This is a genomic window from Novosphingopyxis baekryungensis DSM 16222, assembly GCF_000420305.1.
Lineage (GTDB): Bacteria > Pseudomonadota > Alphaproteobacteria > Sphingomonadales > Sphingomonadaceae > Novosphingopyxis > Novosphingopyxis baekryungensis.
Genome location: NZ_ATUR01000005.1, coordinates 196,200 through 209,919, shown reverse-complemented (window position 1 = coordinate 209,919; position 13,720 = coordinate 196,200). Strand labels below are relative to the sequence as shown.

Annotated in this window: 14 protein-coding genes and 1 pseudogene; 6 read left to right on the top strand and 9 right to left on the bottom strand. The window is 60.8% G+C overall.

Going from position 1 to position 13,720, the window contains the following annotated elements; translation table 11 throughout:
- Positions 1-159 precede the first annotated feature (159 nt).
- The 6 genes from G410_RS0110200 to G410_RS0110175 all read left to right on the top strand — a co-directional run bounded on the left by G410_RS0110200 (position 160) and on the right by G410_RS0110175 (position 5,140).
- Entirely contained in the window at positions 160-708 is a 549-nt protein-coding gene (locus tag G410_RS0110200) for a DUF421 domain-containing protein (RefSeq protein ID WP_022673558.1), read from the top strand.
- An 83-nt stretch (positions 709-791) separates the two neighbouring features.
- Entirely contained in the window at positions 792-1,475 is a 684-nt protein-coding gene (locus tag G410_RS0110195) for a YciE/YciF ferroxidase family protein (RefSeq protein ID WP_245559341.1), read from the top strand.
- Between the two features lie 22 nt (positions 1,476-1,497).
- On the top strand, positions 1,498-2,607 hold the full coding sequence (locus tag G410_RS0110190; RefSeq protein WP_162604088.1) for a glycosyltransferase family 2 protein: 1,110 nt from the start codon (positions 1,498-1,500) through the stop codon (positions 2,605-2,607).
- A 169-nt stretch (positions 2,608-2,776) separates the two neighbouring features.
- On the top strand, positions 2,777-3,844 hold the full coding sequence (locus tag G410_RS16350) for an acyl-CoA dehydrogenase family protein (RefSeq protein WP_022673555.1): 1,068 nt from the start codon (positions 2,777-2,779) through the stop codon (positions 3,842-3,844).
- On the top strand, positions 3,841-4,563 hold the full coding sequence (locus G410_RS0110180; RefSeq protein WP_022673554.1) for a PIG-L deacetylase family protein: 723 nt from the start codon (positions 3,841-3,843) through the stop codon (positions 4,561-4,563). Before G410_RS16350 ends, G410_RS0110180 begins: the two co-directional genes overlap by 4 nt.
- Positions 4,556-5,140 (top strand): SAM-dependent methyltransferase, encoded by a 585-nt coding sequence (locus G410_RS0110175; RefSeq protein WP_022673553.1) that lies wholly within the window; start codon positions 4,556-4,558, stop codon positions 5,138-5,140. The genes G410_RS0110180 and G410_RS0110175 overlap by 8 nt, the downstream gene beginning before the upstream one ends.
- Here G410_RS0110175 and G410_RS0110170 read toward each other — a convergent pair.
- From G410_RS0110170 to G410_RS0110130, 9 genes and pseudogenes are all read right to left on the bottom strand, one after another.
- Positions 5,137-6,330: a zinc-dependent alcohol dehydrogenase gene (locus G410_RS0110170; RefSeq protein ID WP_022673552.1), complete on the bottom strand. Its 1,194-nt coding sequence runs from the start codon at positions 6,328-6,330 to the stop codon at positions 5,137-5,139. The genes G410_RS0110175 and G410_RS0110170 overlap by 4 nt on opposite strands.
- A complete protein-coding gene (locus tag G410_RS0110165; RefSeq protein ID WP_022673551.1) occupies positions 6,327-6,977 on the bottom strand; it encodes an SRPBCC family protein in 651 nt (216 codons plus the stop codon). Before G410_RS0110165 ends, G410_RS0110170 begins: the two co-directional genes overlap by 4 nt.
- Before the next feature lie 9 nt (positions 6,978-6,986).
- Complete coding sequence (locus G410_RS0110160; RefSeq protein WP_022673550.1) at positions 6,987-9,080, bottom strand: catalase; 2,094 nt, start codon at positions 9,078-9,080, stop codon at positions 6,987-6,989.
- Between the two features lie 137 nt (positions 9,081-9,217).
- Positions 9,218-10,001: pseudogene (locus G410_RS17155) on the bottom strand (IS3 family transposase); the annotation flags it as partial.
- A complete protein-coding gene (locus tag G410_RS16340; protein ID WP_022673548.1) occupies positions 9,899-10,198 on the bottom strand; it encodes a hypothetical protein in 300 nt (99 codons plus the stop codon). The gene G410_RS16340 and the pseudogene G410_RS17155, both read right to left, overlap by 103 nt.
- On the bottom strand, positions 10,198-10,689 hold the full coding sequence (locus G410_RS0110145; protein WP_211215012.1) for a hypothetical protein: 492 nt from the start codon (positions 10,687-10,689) through the stop codon (positions 10,198-10,200). Before G410_RS0110145 ends, G410_RS16340 begins: the two co-directional genes overlap by 1 nt.
- A gap of 504 nt (positions 10,690-11,193) precedes the next feature.
- Positions 11,194-12,036 carry a 4,5-DOPA-extradiol-dioxygenase gene (gene ygiD / locus G410_RS0110140; protein ID WP_281163338.1) on the bottom strand — a complete coding sequence of 281 codons (843 nt, stop codon included), beginning with the start codon at positions 12,034-12,036 and terminating at the stop codon, positions 11,194-11,196.
- Positions 12,037-12,196: 160 nt separating this feature from the next.
- The gene (locus G410_RS0110135; RefSeq protein ID WP_028971338.1) at positions 12,197-13,027 is read right to left on the bottom strand and encodes an aldo/keto reductase; all 831 of its coding nucleotides are present in this window, start codon (positions 13,025-13,027) and stop codon (positions 12,197-12,199) included.
- Positions 13,028-13,102: 75 nt separating this feature from the next.
- The gene (locus G410_RS0110130; protein ID WP_028971337.1) at positions 13,103-13,681 is read right to left on the bottom strand and encodes a TetR/AcrR family transcriptional regulator; all 579 of its coding nucleotides are present in this window, start codon (positions 13,679-13,681) and stop codon (positions 13,103-13,105) included.
- Between the last annotated feature and the right edge of the window lie 39 nt (positions 13,682-13,720).

Genomic DNA, 13,720 nt, shown 5'->3' with positions numbered 1-13,720 from the left:
CCGGACGGGATTTCGGGGTCTGGCCCGGATTTCGGTGAGAACCATGCGAGAACGGTTGCGTAACGCCGTCATTCTGCTTGTGTCGCCGATTGCACTCTGCCCTGTCGGTGCTTAGCTATTCATTCGAGGACCAACCGCCGAACCCTTGCGAGCGTATAAATGACTTCACCGAGCAGCGATATTGATACCTGGTTCAACAGCTTCGATCGGCTTACTAGCGTCGCTATCGGCGCGGTCGTGTTCTATATCCTGATCGTTGCGATGACCCGCGTTACGGGCAAGCGCACGACCAGTCAGATGAACAATTTCGACTGGATGGTGACCGTCGCGGTGGGGAGTCTCGCGGCCTCGGGTATCTTGCTTAAAGATGTCAGTATAGCCGACGCTGCCTTGGGTATTGCAATCATGTTCGCGCTTCAGTGGGCGACGTCCTGGCTGGTGCTGCGCAGCGATGTTTTCTCCAAGCTTATCAAGGCAGAACCGCGCATGCTGTTGCACAAGGGCGAACTACAGAAGGACGCGATGCGCGCCGAACGCATCTCCGAAGCCGAAATCTACAACGCTTTGAGGCAGAAGGGGCACCTGAGCCTCGACGATGCCAACTGGGTAATCCTTGAAAATGACGGAAAGTTTTCGATCATCCCTCGAGACGATACATCCTTGGAAAATGCGCAGTTGATGAAGGACGTTGAACCGGGCGGCTCGTAACGTTGTTTGCATGCATCTCGCAAACGGTCGTTACATCGAGCCAGATGAAAACCATGTTCCTTGCGAACCATTTCAGTTCATAAGTGACCGCAGGAACCGTTGTTCAACGGCGTTTGCCGATAATCACCAAGACATCCCAGCATATCGATTGTTACGGCTATACCGTTAATTCCTTGGATTTAAATTATTCGAAACCAAACGGCCCGCTCAGAGATTACCCAATCAAAAGCTGCCGTGAGTTTTCATGGCCATCAAAAAGGAGGCCTACTGTGTCTGCACCGAAAAACCTCGAAGATTGCTACAAGGAAGAACTGGCCGACAACTGGTCTGCAAATGATCAGATGTCGAAAATGGTCAGCCAACTGGCCGACAAAGCGAGCGATCCCAAGCTCAAGGAACGTCTCAGCAAGGCTGCCGAGGGTATCAAGGATCATACCGCGACCCTGGAGAAGCTGCTGAAGGATTGCGGCGAGAGCGAGAAAGAGCATTGCAAGGGCATGGAAGGCCTCGTCAAAGAAGCGAAGAAGCATGTCATCGATGCGGATATCGACGATGATGATGTTCGCGACGTCGTCATCGTGTCGCAGTATCAACGCATGTGCCATTACGGTATTTGCGGCTTCGGCACTGCCAAGGCGTTTGCCGAAGCGCTCGGCAAGAATGACCATGCCGCCAAGCTTGATACAATTACGGCCGATATCTACGGCGCGGACGAAAACATGACCGATCTGGCGGAACGATCGGTCAACCTCCAAGCCAAGGGATGACATGATGATGGGTGCTGGCCCCTTGACCAAGTGGGTCGGCAGCCAACGCATTCGCACCTCGTCGATCATCGAGGAAGCGGTTGCCGGGTTGCCGGTCAAGAACCGGATTGCCGTCGGAACGGTTGCCTCGTCACTCCCCGCAAAAGTGGATTTCGCTATCTGCGTTCCCGCCCGGAACGAGGAGCATATCCTGCCCGCTTCTCTGGCGTCACTCATCGATACGGTTGAGCGCAGCGGCGCGGTAGGGGCAATTGTCCTGCTGATCAACAACAGCGCAGACCGTTCTTGGCAGGTCGCCTCCAGCATGCTCGAGGCTTCGGGATGCAACTATCTGCTCGTCAAGGTTTCGCTGCGGCCAGCCGTCGCCGATGCACCGCACGCACGGCGTATCGCGCTTGATATCGGGGCGCTACTCGTTCCGGATGGCGCGCTACTCACAACCGATGCCGACACCCTTGTCGCTCCGAATTGGGCGGCGGCGAACCTTCGGCATATTCGCGATGGTACCGATCTGGTGTGCGGCAGCGTTTCGATCGACCCGCAAGAATATACTGGCCTGCCCCACTCCGTTCGGCGTTGCGGGGAGGTTGAAGCAGCTTACTCGGCAGAGCTTGAACAGCTGTGGCAGCGTTGGACCGGCCGGGATGCGCCGAGTTTCCAGATCGCCGCGATGGGTGCCAGCTTGGCGCTGCCGACTGCGCGCTATCGTGGTATCGGCGGCATGCCGATACCACCTGTTGCCGAGGACAAGGCGCTGGCCAGTCTCGCCCGTCGCCGTGACTGGTCCATCAAGGTAGCGAGCGACGTGACAGCCAGTACATCCGGACGACTTTTTGGGCGCGCGGCTGGCGGAATGGGCGATGCATTGCGCGACCGTGCCACGCACGACGATCCTTACTGCGATGAGCAGCTGGTGCCGCTCGACCTGCTGCAACGCCTTGCGGGTGTCTGGAATGGTTTGCAGTTCGGTATGGGGAGATACGCGCGGTTCCAGGACGCAATAGCGCGCGATCCTGCGTTGCAACATCGCCGGATGCGCATGTCCCAGGTCATGGCCAACCTGTCCAATGCTCGAAAGGAGACACTGGATGACACAACGAGTGCGCGTCGCGCAGCGGGTGTCAGAGCGTGACTGACCGTTTGGCAAAACCCGGCATCAATCGAGCAATATTCTCTTCGCGGACCGGGCACCTCCAGTCCGCTGCCGAAGAGCAGGCACCCCGACGCCAAAGCACGTCTGCATGGATGCGTCCATACCGGGCCGCTGCATGATAGCGCCCCGGCCTGCTCCCCGTAAGGAAATGCTCGCTGCCATTGCCGCCCGCGCGGCGGCCAGTGACCGGATGGGTGGTGACCTCTCCCACGATGTCGCGGCGCTCCACGATGCTGGGTGGCTTGCCTCCTGCCTCCCGCTTGAGCACGGCGGACAGGGCTGGGGTTGCGCGCCGGAAGGGGTGGCGGGGGCATTCGAAGCCTTGCGTGATCTTGGACGGGCCAATCTCTCGGTCGCGCGGTTGTTCGAAGGCCATATGAACGCGGTAAAGCTGGTGGCGCTTTATGGCCGGGAGGACACGCAGCAGCGTCTCGCGCACAGTGTTCATGCAGGCGAGCTGCTCGGCGTATGGGGTGCGGACGATCCAGCCAGCCCGCTGACACTCTCGAACCAACCCGCAGGCATTGTACTGGAGGGCGCCAAACGCTTCGCATCGGGCCTCGGCCTCGTTCGCCACGCGGTGGTGGCGATCAATGGAGAGCAGGGCGTCTTGCTGGCACTCGCCCCGGCCAACGATCCTTCGCGCTGCGATCCTTCCGGCTGGAACGTCTCGGGGATGCGCGCCACGCGATCTGGGCGTTACGATTTTACCGGGGGCGAACTTGCAGATGATGCCGTGCTCGGCGAACTGGGGGATTATTCCCGCGAGCCGCATTTCGAGGGCGGGATCTGGCGCTATTGCGCTGCACATTGTGGCGGTGCCGAGGCGCTGTTCGCGCATTTCCGCGAAGCCTTGCGAGAGCGCGGCAGGATCGGGGATCCGCACCAGCTCAACCGTATCGCGACCGGCGCTATCGCGCTCGAAACCATGCGGCTATGGCTGTGGCGAGCAGCAAGAGCGGTAGAGACGCGCGATGCGAAGCCCGACACCGCCACCCTCTCGCTACTGGCGCGGCAGGTGACCGAGGACAATTGCCGCACTGTGCTGGCGCTGGTCGAGCGCGGGCTGGGGATGGCAGCGCACGAGGAAGGCACCGCGATCGAACGGATCCGCCGCGATCTGGGGCTGTTCCTGTGCCAGGCGCAGCCTGATGCCAAGCGTCAGCGCGCCGCGCGGGCTCTGGCCGGGCGCGGGTTGCGGGCAGAAGATCTGTGAGCGTTCCTGTCATCGCGCAAGGCAGCGTGCTTCGCGCTGCGGAAGGCGCGGCCGCGATCCAACTGGACGAGCTGTCGCCGCCCGGCGGGCTGCTGCTGGTGATGCCGCATCCCGACGACGAGACGATTGGTTGCGGTCAGGCTCTGGCCGCAGCGGCCGATGCGGGGCGAACGATCGGGGTGGTGCTGGTGACCAATGGCGAGGGTTCGCACCCCGGCTGCGATCGCGCCAAGCTGGTTGCCATGCGCCGCGCCGAGCTGGAGGAAGCGCTATCGAGCCTCGCCCCGCGGCGTCCGGCCGCAGTTCACGCGCTTGGACTGCTCGACGGGCAAAGTCGCCAGGGCGATCTCACCGACGCGGGCCAAGAGGCGCTGTTCGCCTTTGCAGACATCATCGATCCGCAGGCGATCTGGACCACCTCCTATCTCGATCCGCATTGCGATCACATCACCGCGCATGCGATCGCGCGCGATCTGGCACAGCATTACCGGGCACCGCTGTGGAGCGCGCCGATCTGGGGGCGCTTTGGTGAACGACGGCTACCGGAGACCGAGCTTCGCCTGTTCGAAGCGCCTTCGCTGGCAGAGCGCAAGCGGCTTGCGCTTTCGGCCTACCGGTCGCAATCCACCGACCTCATCGACGACCCGGAGGCCTTTATGATGCCCGCAACGCTGCTGGCGCATTTCGCCGCGCATCCGGAGATATTCCACCGTGACTGAGGCACCCAGCGAGCGGCAGGCACGCTTCGACCAGTTGTTCGCCGAAAACCCCGACCCCTGGGACATAGACACCAGCGACTATGAACGCGGCAAGCGGGAGGCTGTGCTCGCCGCACTGGGCAAGCGGCGCTTTGTACGCATGCTGGAAGTGGGATGCGCAGGAGGGGCGCTGACCGAACGCCCGGCGGAACTTGCCAGTTCGATAGTGGCACTGGATGTCTCGACAAAGGCGATCGATCTGGCGGCCAAGAGGCTACCTCGGTGCGACAGTGTCGAGTTCGTTGTCGCCGAAGTGCCCGATTATTGGCCAGCGGGGCAGTTCGACGCGGTGATCCTGTCAGAAGTTCTCTATTTTCTCAGCGTCGGGGAAATTCGCCAGGTCTCGCAGCTTGCCCATGAAAGCTTGACCGGGAACGGGCTGTGTCTGCTGGTCAACTGGATCGGCCCCAACGATCTGCCCGTCGATGGTGATGCCGCGGTCAAACTGTTTCTCGACGCCGCGCCCTGGCAGGTGGCCAAGGCGCGGCGCGAGGAGTTCTACCGGCTCGATCTGCTCGTGGGGACGCACGGCGACTAGTTCGTCGCAGGCGTGTCCATACCCGGCTTGAGCACCACCTTGGTCCAGCTGTCCTGCTCGGTGCGGAAACATTCGTAGCCACGGGCTGCGTCCTCAAGCGGGAGGCGATGCGAGATCAGGAAGGTGGTGTCGAGCGTGCCGTCCTCGATCTTCTCGAGCAGATCCTTGGTGTAGCGCTGGACATGGGTCTGCCCGCTGCGGATATGGAGGCCTTTCTCCATCAGTGCACCCAGCGGGAATTTATCGGTCATCCCGCCATAAACGCCGGGTATGGAAACGCGCCCACCGGGCCGGACCGCAAGGATCGCCTGCTTCAGCGCACTGGCGCGATCCGCACCCATGCCGACCTTCTGCTTCACAACATCAACCAAGTTGTCGACCGCGAAGCCGTGGCTTTCCATCCCGACAGCATCGATCACCGCGTCGACACCAATCCCGCCCGACATTTCCATCAGCGCTTCGCGGACGTTCGTCTTGCGGAAATCGATCACCTCGGCACCAAGCTGTTTGGCCAGCGCGAGGCGGTTGGGATAATGGTCGATGGCGATCACCTTGCTGGCGCCCATCACGATCGCGGACTGGATCGCGAACAGGCCGACGGGGCCACAGCCCCAGACCGCGACGGTATCGTCGGGCTGGATTTCGGCGTTTTCCGCCGCCATCCACCCGGTGGGCAGGATGTCGGAAAGGAACAGCACCTTGTCATCGTCAAGATGGTCGGGGACCACGATCGGGCCGACATCGGAATAGGGCACGCGGACATATTCCGCCTGGCCGCCCGAGTAGCCGCCGGTCATGTGCGAATATCCGAACAGCGCCGCCATGGAGTGACCGTAGAGCTTGGCCGACATATCCTGCTTTTCTGCCGGATTGGAATTTTCGCAGGCCGAGAACTGCTGGATCTGGCAATGGAAGCAGCCGCCGCAGCTGATGGTGAAGGGCACCACGACGCGCTGGCCCTTCTTGAGCGTGCTGTCGCTGCCGGTTTCGACCACGCGGCCCATGAATTCATGGCCCAGCACGTCGCCGGGAAGTACGCCGGGAATAACCCCGTCGTAAAGGTGGAGGTCGCTGCCGCAGATCGCGGTGGAGGTAACCTCGATGATCGCATCACGCGAATTGATGATTTCGGGATCGTCGACGGTGTCGACCCGGACGTCGTGCGTCCCGTGCCAGGTGAGGGCTCTCATGTTTCCTTCTCCTGCTGCTTGGCAGCGCGGGTGTTTTCCTTGCGGTGGGCGGAGGTGGCGATCTCGCCGGTCTCCATCAGCCCCTTAAAGCGCTTGAGATCGTGGCGCGCCTGCACCTCCGGCTCGCGCTGGAACAGCTTTGCAATGGTACGGCCGAGGTTTCCGGCGGGCGGATTGTAGGACATCACCAGCGAAACGCGGGTTCCGCGATCGCCCGGTGCGTCAGCAAATTCAACGCTGCCGCGCGTCTCGATGTCCGAGCCTTCGACCGAGCGCCAGGCGATGCGTTTGCCTTCGACATCCTCGCAGACCTCAGTCTTGATCTCGACCGTCTGTCCGGCGGGAGCCTTGATCAACCAAACGCGGTGGTCGCCCTCTTTCCGGATCGTCTCGACATTCTCCATGAACCTTGGAAGATTGCCGAAATCGCGCCAGAAGGCATAGAGTTCGGCGCGCGGCTTGCGGATTGTAACCGTGCGCCCGAGCACCGCATTGTCGCTATCGGGGCTTTTGCGGGTGTAGAAGGGGGCATCGTCATCGCCCCCCTTGCGCCGTTGCGACAGGAAGGCGCCGAAGGCCAGCCCCCCGATCGCAAGGCCGAGGCCGGCAACGGTGCCAGCCAGGCCGAGTTGCTTGTCATTGGTCATGGTCTGTCCTCAATCCTTCTTTACCTCTTCGCGATCCCAGAAGCGCAGCTTTGCGCAGCGACTGATGAAATCCTTGGCGGCATCGGGCTTGGCCAGTTCGACGAAGCCGTCGTCCATCCGCTTTGCCACACCGGCGCCTTCGAGCAGCGCCATTGTCTCGGGGACGTAGGCAATGAACTTGGCGTGGGCGAAGGCGTCGTTGACGAAGTCGATGCTGGGCTTGTCCTTGCCGAAATTCTCGGCGGCCTTCTCGCCCATCACCAGCGCCACGGCGTCGTAAACCACCGAGGGGCCGCCATCGATCTTCTGGTCGGCTTCCATCATCTCGCCGTCGGAGAGTTTCGCACCCGCCACATGCGGGGCGATGATCTCGACCATTGCGCCCGCGCCCTTGGCCGCGTCCTTCAACGCTTTCACCACTGCGGCATCACCGCCTTCGGCGATATAGATGCCCAGCTTGCGGCCCTTGAAACTGTCCGGTCCGTTCTTGAGGATGGACAGCGCCGGGCTTTCGGGCAGATCGTCGATCGGCTTGCGCGCGGCGGTGATCTTTTCAGGCATTTCGGTCAGACCGATGCCGTCGGCAACCACCTTGGCAAGCCCATCGTCGATATGGCGCAGATGGCTTACCATCCGCTTGCGAATGTCCATCCGCTCGACCTTGGAAAGCTCGAACACCAGCGCATTGCCCATATGGGTCTGCTCGATCGCGGTCTGCGAGATGTAGAACTGGCGCGCCTGGCTGTAGTGATCGGCAAAGGTCTCGCTGCGCACCCGAACCTTGGGCCCGGTAACCGGCGCTTCGTAGCTGGTGAAGCCATGCTCGGCACTGGCGCGGGGGCCACGCGGTTCGCGGTTGTCGTCCATATCGCCCGACCAGCTGTTAGGTTCGTAATTCGCCCGCCCCTTGGGGTTGGTCATAGCCATGTGGCCATCCTGCTGGAAATTGTGGACCGGGCACTTGGGCGCGTTGATGGGAATATGCGTGAAGTTCGGGCCACCCAGCCGCTTCAGCTGCGTGTCGAGATAGGAGAAATTGCGGCCCTGGAGCAGCGGATCCTCACTGAAGTCCATCCCGGGCACGATGTTCTGTGTGCAGAAGGCGACCTGCTCGGTTTCCGCAAAGAAATTGTCGACATTGGCATCGAGCGTGAGCGTGCCGATGATTTCAACCGGAACCTGTTCCTCGGGAATGATCTTGGTCGCGTCGAGCACGTCGAATTCGAAACTCTCAGCGAATTCCTCATCGAACACCTGAATGCCCAGATCCCACTGCGGGAAGTCGCCCGCCTCGATCGAATCCCACATATCGCGGCGATGGAAATCTGGGTCCATACCGTTGATCTTCAGCGCCTCGTTCCAGATTACCGATTGCAGACCCTGCTTGGGCTTCCAGTGGAACTTAACGAATTTCGCCTCGCCCTTCGCATTGATCAGGCGGAAGGTATGTACCCCGAAACCTTCCATGAAACGGAAGCTGCGCGGAATGGTGCGATCGGACATGATCCACATCACCATGTGCATGCTTTCCGGGCTCAGGCTGATGAAATCCCAGAAGTTGTCATGTGCGGTCTGTGCCTGGGGGAAGCCGCGATCCGGCGCGGGCTTGGCGGCGTGGATCAGGTCTGGGAACTTGATCGCATCCTGGATGAAGAACACCGGGATGTTGTTGCCGACCAGATCCCAATTGCCTTCCTTCGTATAGAACTTCGTCGCGAAGCCGCGGACGTCGCGCGCCAGATCGGGTGAGCCCTTGTTCCCGGCCACGGTGGAGAAACGGGTGAAAGTAAGGGTCTTCTCACCGACATTATTGAAGATCGCGGCGTGTGAATATTCGGGAATTGCCTTCTTCAGCTCGAAAGTGCCGTGAATGCCATAGCCGCGAGCGTGGACGACGCGCTCGGGAATGCGTTCATGATCGAAGTGAAAGATCTTCTCGCGGGCGACATGGTCTTCCAGGAGTTGCGGACCGCGCGGACCTGCGCTGAGCCAGTTCTGGTTATCGGCAACCGGCGCGCCCTGCGCGGTGGTCAGGATATCATCTTCACCCTTGGGTTCTTGATGGGGGGCACCGCCCTTGGTCAGGTTAAGTTCGTCCGACATGGGCATTCTCCGATCTGGTTGGAATTCGTAAAGCCAACGAAGAACGCGGGATTCGGTTGCGAATATGAAGAATAATTAAGGATCTAAACCATTGTTGATGGATCGTGACGTGACCCCCAGCTTTCCTCCAGCTGGGATTAGAGCCGGGCGGCTTTGTTGCGCATAGGCGCGGTTGAAGCAATGGGCTGCGTAGCGAAGCCCGTAGGGCGTAGCGAAGCAGGCCATTGCTTATCCAGTTCGGCCGCGAACGCCGCCGGTGTCGCGTAACCGAGAGACGAGTGCGGTCGCTCCCGGTTGTAGTCATCCACCCAGGCCGCGATCTCGACACGGGCATGGGCCATGCTCATGAACAGCGTCTCATTAAGTAGCTCGTCGCGCATGCGACCGTTGAAGCTCTCGACATAACCATTCTGCATCGGCCTACCGGGCGCGATGTAGTGCCACTCCACCTGCATCTCCCCGCACCATGCCAGCAGGGCATTGCTGGCGAGCTCGGTGCCGTTGTCGCTGACGATCATGCCGGGCTTACCGCGCCGTTCGATCAGCGCGGTCAGCTCGCGAACGACACGGCGACCGGAGATCGATGTGTCCGGCACCGCGGCCAGGCACTCTCTGGTCACGTCATCGACCACGTTGAGCACGCGGAACCGCCTGCCTGAGGCCATCTGGTCGTGCACGAAGTCCAGGCTCCAGCGCTGGTTCGGCAGAGTCAGAACCGGAGCAGGTGCCCTCGTGCCGCCAGCGCGCCTGCGGCTGCGTCTCCGTCTGACTGCCAGCCCTTCCTCACGATAAAAGTCGCTGGGTCTTCTTGCGGTTGATCATGATCCCCTCCCGGCGCAGCAGGATGTGCAGACGGCGATAGCCGAACCGGCGACGCTGGTTGGCCAGCTCGCGCAGCTTCCCCCTAAGTTCTGCATCGTCATCTCAGACCTGTCCGTAAGGCAGCGAAAATATGCCCATTTCTGGTAGTCCTTGCCGCCCACGACATATACGGCGCCATCCTCGATTTCGTCATCGACAGGGTGCTCGCCGACAAGCCGGAACAGGTATTGCGGTTTCGCAACCAGCCCGATTGCAATCAACAATCTCCGAATTGCTGCAACGAGCCATTCAGCCATCAACTCACCCGCCCGATGAATGGATCGATATCGCCGCGTCCCCACAGTCCGTCATCGTCGCATATCCGGCAACCGCTTCTCGGTTTGTAACCCGGACGGCGATCCTCACACAGATGGAACTTGCGCACCCGATTTGGTGCGCTGCCTTCGACGGCGCGAAACCCTACCGTCCTTTGCAGCATTTCGTTGACCGCCATGCAGGCCAGCTCGGTCGTGAACGTCACAACGGCCGGAGCAGGATTACCTTCCCCGACGACATATGCTTCATGCTTGAGCTTCTCGTAGTCGTCGGGATGATCCCGCTTCATCGCTTCGGCGCGCGCGATTTCCGGCTCGACTAGCTCCGCGCAAACCAGACAGGCATTGTCCGGACCTAGCACCGTCACTCTTCCATCCATCGCTTCGATTTCCGGCGGATCGGCGTCCGAGACATCGATCGCCAGGCCAATGTCTACGACCTGTGTAAGGTAATAATACGTGAAGCGGTTCAAAAACATGCGACCGTCGAGGTTTCATCGAGGGCTATTGCATCAAAGCGAATAAGACGTCTGGTCCGCAAAAGGCTGTGGGACAGTTCTCGGGAAGAGTTCATTGTGGAACGCCCGCCGACACAGCTGATGAGGCCACTCAGTCGGCTGCTTGGAAATGCAACGATTTATCCCGCATTTTCTGGTTTTCGAGAATTGCGGGATAAATATGGCAAGTCCGCCTCAACCCTCGTCAAGCGCGACGGATAACCTTCTTGCGAGAACCGCAAAGCGTGCAGGTATCAACCTGGCGCTGGAAACCCGGTGACCCGACCAATTCCCGCGTCTTGTGATTGGCGTGCTGCCTCATTGACAGTCCTAAACGATCGGCAATGCAGTCATCGCAAACTGCATCCGGACGTAAACGCTCGACGAACGCTCGGACCTGTTCAAGAACTGTCTGTGTCATCGCTCAATGCTATCCCTCAATCCAAGCCAGATCATGCCTGTCCGCCGTGTGCCGAGGGATCATGTATTCGTCTGGTCGGCCGGCACCTCACTCGGCAAGTTGGCCGCGCCCGTTTTTTCGGAGCATGCCAAACCTTCAGTGCCAAGACCGTAACAGGTCATGGACAGTGAACCCATCGAATAGCCGCGCACCAGCGGATCAAGGGTTTCGTTGCGGGCAGCCGCCATTCCGGCAAGATAAATCAGCGGAACGAAATGGTCGGGCGTGGGAACCGCCGCGGCATAATCGGGATGCTCCACAAGGCGCAGCAGATCGCCCGGGTTTTCTGCCAGTTGGCGAACCGCTGCTTCATCGAAACGCTCTGCCCAGTCGAACGCAAAATCGGGCTGGTTCCAGCGCACGGCTCGGAGGTTGTGAACGACATTTCCGCTAGCGACCACCAGGACGTCGCGGTCCTGCAAGGCTGCCAGTCTTGCGCCAAGATCAAGATGATAGCTCAGCGGCTTGAGCGCGTTGATCGAGAGCTGCACCACCGGGATGTCCGCCTCAGGGTACAGGTGCGCGAGCACCGACCACGTTCCGTGATCGAGACCCCACTGATCCTGGTCGAGACCCACCCACTCGGGCTTCACCAGAACAACGATCTCTTTCGCGAGGTCCGGATCGCCCTGGGCCGGATATTCAAAGTCGAACAGCTCCTGTGGGAAACCGTAGAAATCGTGGATTGTGCGAGGGCGCGCCATGGCCGTCACCGCCGTGGCACCGAAATACCAATGTGCAGAAACCACGAGGATCGCCTTGGGGCGGGGCAACTCAGGCCCGAATGCCCGCCAGGCCGAGGTGTAGCCATTGCTCTCGAGCGTGTTCATCGGGCTTCCGTGGCCGATAAAGAGTGCGGGCATCCGATCCATAAGAAGACTCCTAGTGGTTCACCTTGCTGCGCGAAGGCTTGCGAAGTGATACTTCACGCGCCAGTGGCAGGCTCAACAAGTTTAAATTCGGCTTCTACCGCCGATCCTTCTTACGCTCTGTTCCTTCGAGCGATAATATCGTCATCTGACGCTAAAGCATCTCGAGTGGACGGCGGTGGCGTGACCTGGGAAATGCCGCGTCGAGTGTCGCAAGCTGAGCGTCGGAAAGAACGATATCGGCGGCGGCGCGGTTCTCCCGCACATGTGCGACTGAACTCGCTTTCGGGATGGCGATGAGACCATCTTGCCGCAACGTCCACGAAAGTGCGACCTGCACAGGGGTTGCGCCAACCTCGGCTGCAATTTTGTCGAGAGCGGGGTGGGTAGAAAGTCGTCCCTGCTCGACTGGACTATACGCCATAACCGGTATGTTATGCTCGGCGAGCCACGGCAGCAGGTCCAATTCGGGGCCTCGCCGGACCAGATTGTAAAGGATCTGATCGGTCACGCAGCCATCCCCGCCCGCAGCGACAAGCTCTTCCATATCGTCGGTATCGAGATTGCTGACACCCCAGTGGCGGATCTTTCCTGCCGATTTGAGCGCCTCCAATGCTTCCACTGTCTCGGCGAGCGGCACCGATCCCCGCCAATGGAGAAGGTAGAGGTCGAGCCGGTCGGTGCCGAGCCGCTTCAGGCTCGCCTCGCACGCACCGGCAAGGCGGGAGCGCGATGCGTTCTGCGGATATGCTTTGCTGACGATGTACAACTGGTCGCGAACGCTGCCCAGCGCCTCGGATATCAGCGTTTCCGCCGCACCATCGCCGTACATTTCGGCGGTATCGATGAGCGTCATGCCCAGTTCGACACCGGCGCGTAGCGCGGCGATCTCCTCGGATCGGCGCTCGGCACGTTCGCCCATCTTCCAGGTGCCTTGACCCATTGAAGGAACCACTTCCCCTCCCGGCAATGTCACGTGTTTCATATGCTTTCGTCCTATGCGATGAGTTCGATTGTCCGGTCGCGGGAGGCGGATTGGCAGATGACCACCAAGTAACGATCATATCGCGGCCGGCCATCGATCGAGCGTCATTTTGGCGATGGAGAGCAGTTCGTTGAGCGTAGCGCCGTCGCGCGCCTGAACGGACATGCCTTCCATGATCGTATTGATGAATTTGCCTAGCACGGCCGGATCGGTGTTGGCCGCAAGCTCGCCCCGCGCGGCGCCGCGTTGCAGACGCTCGATCAGGAAGGCCTCCGCCGCGATACGCTTTTCGCGCAGCAGGCATTCGATGGCCGCGGACGCCGGCGAAACGGCTGCCGCTGCCGAATACATGAAGCAGCCGGCCGGCGTTCCAGGTTCCGAGAATGATGACGCCGCTCGTTCCAGCAGACCTTTGACGGCCTCGTAGGTGGACAACGCCGGATCGTTGATGGGTGCATAGAGGTGGACGCTGAACGTCGCGGCGTAGCGCTCGATCACCGCCGCAAACAGCCCCGCCTTGTTGCCAAACGCTGCATAGAGACTGGCGGCGGCGACGCCAGTCTCCGCCACCAGATCGGCCATCGATGTCGCCTCGTAGCCGCGCTGCCAGAACAGCCGCACCGCCTTGTCGAGCGCAGCGTCAGTGTCGAACACACGAGGGCGACCTGCGCGGCGACGGGCTTTCGTCTCTGT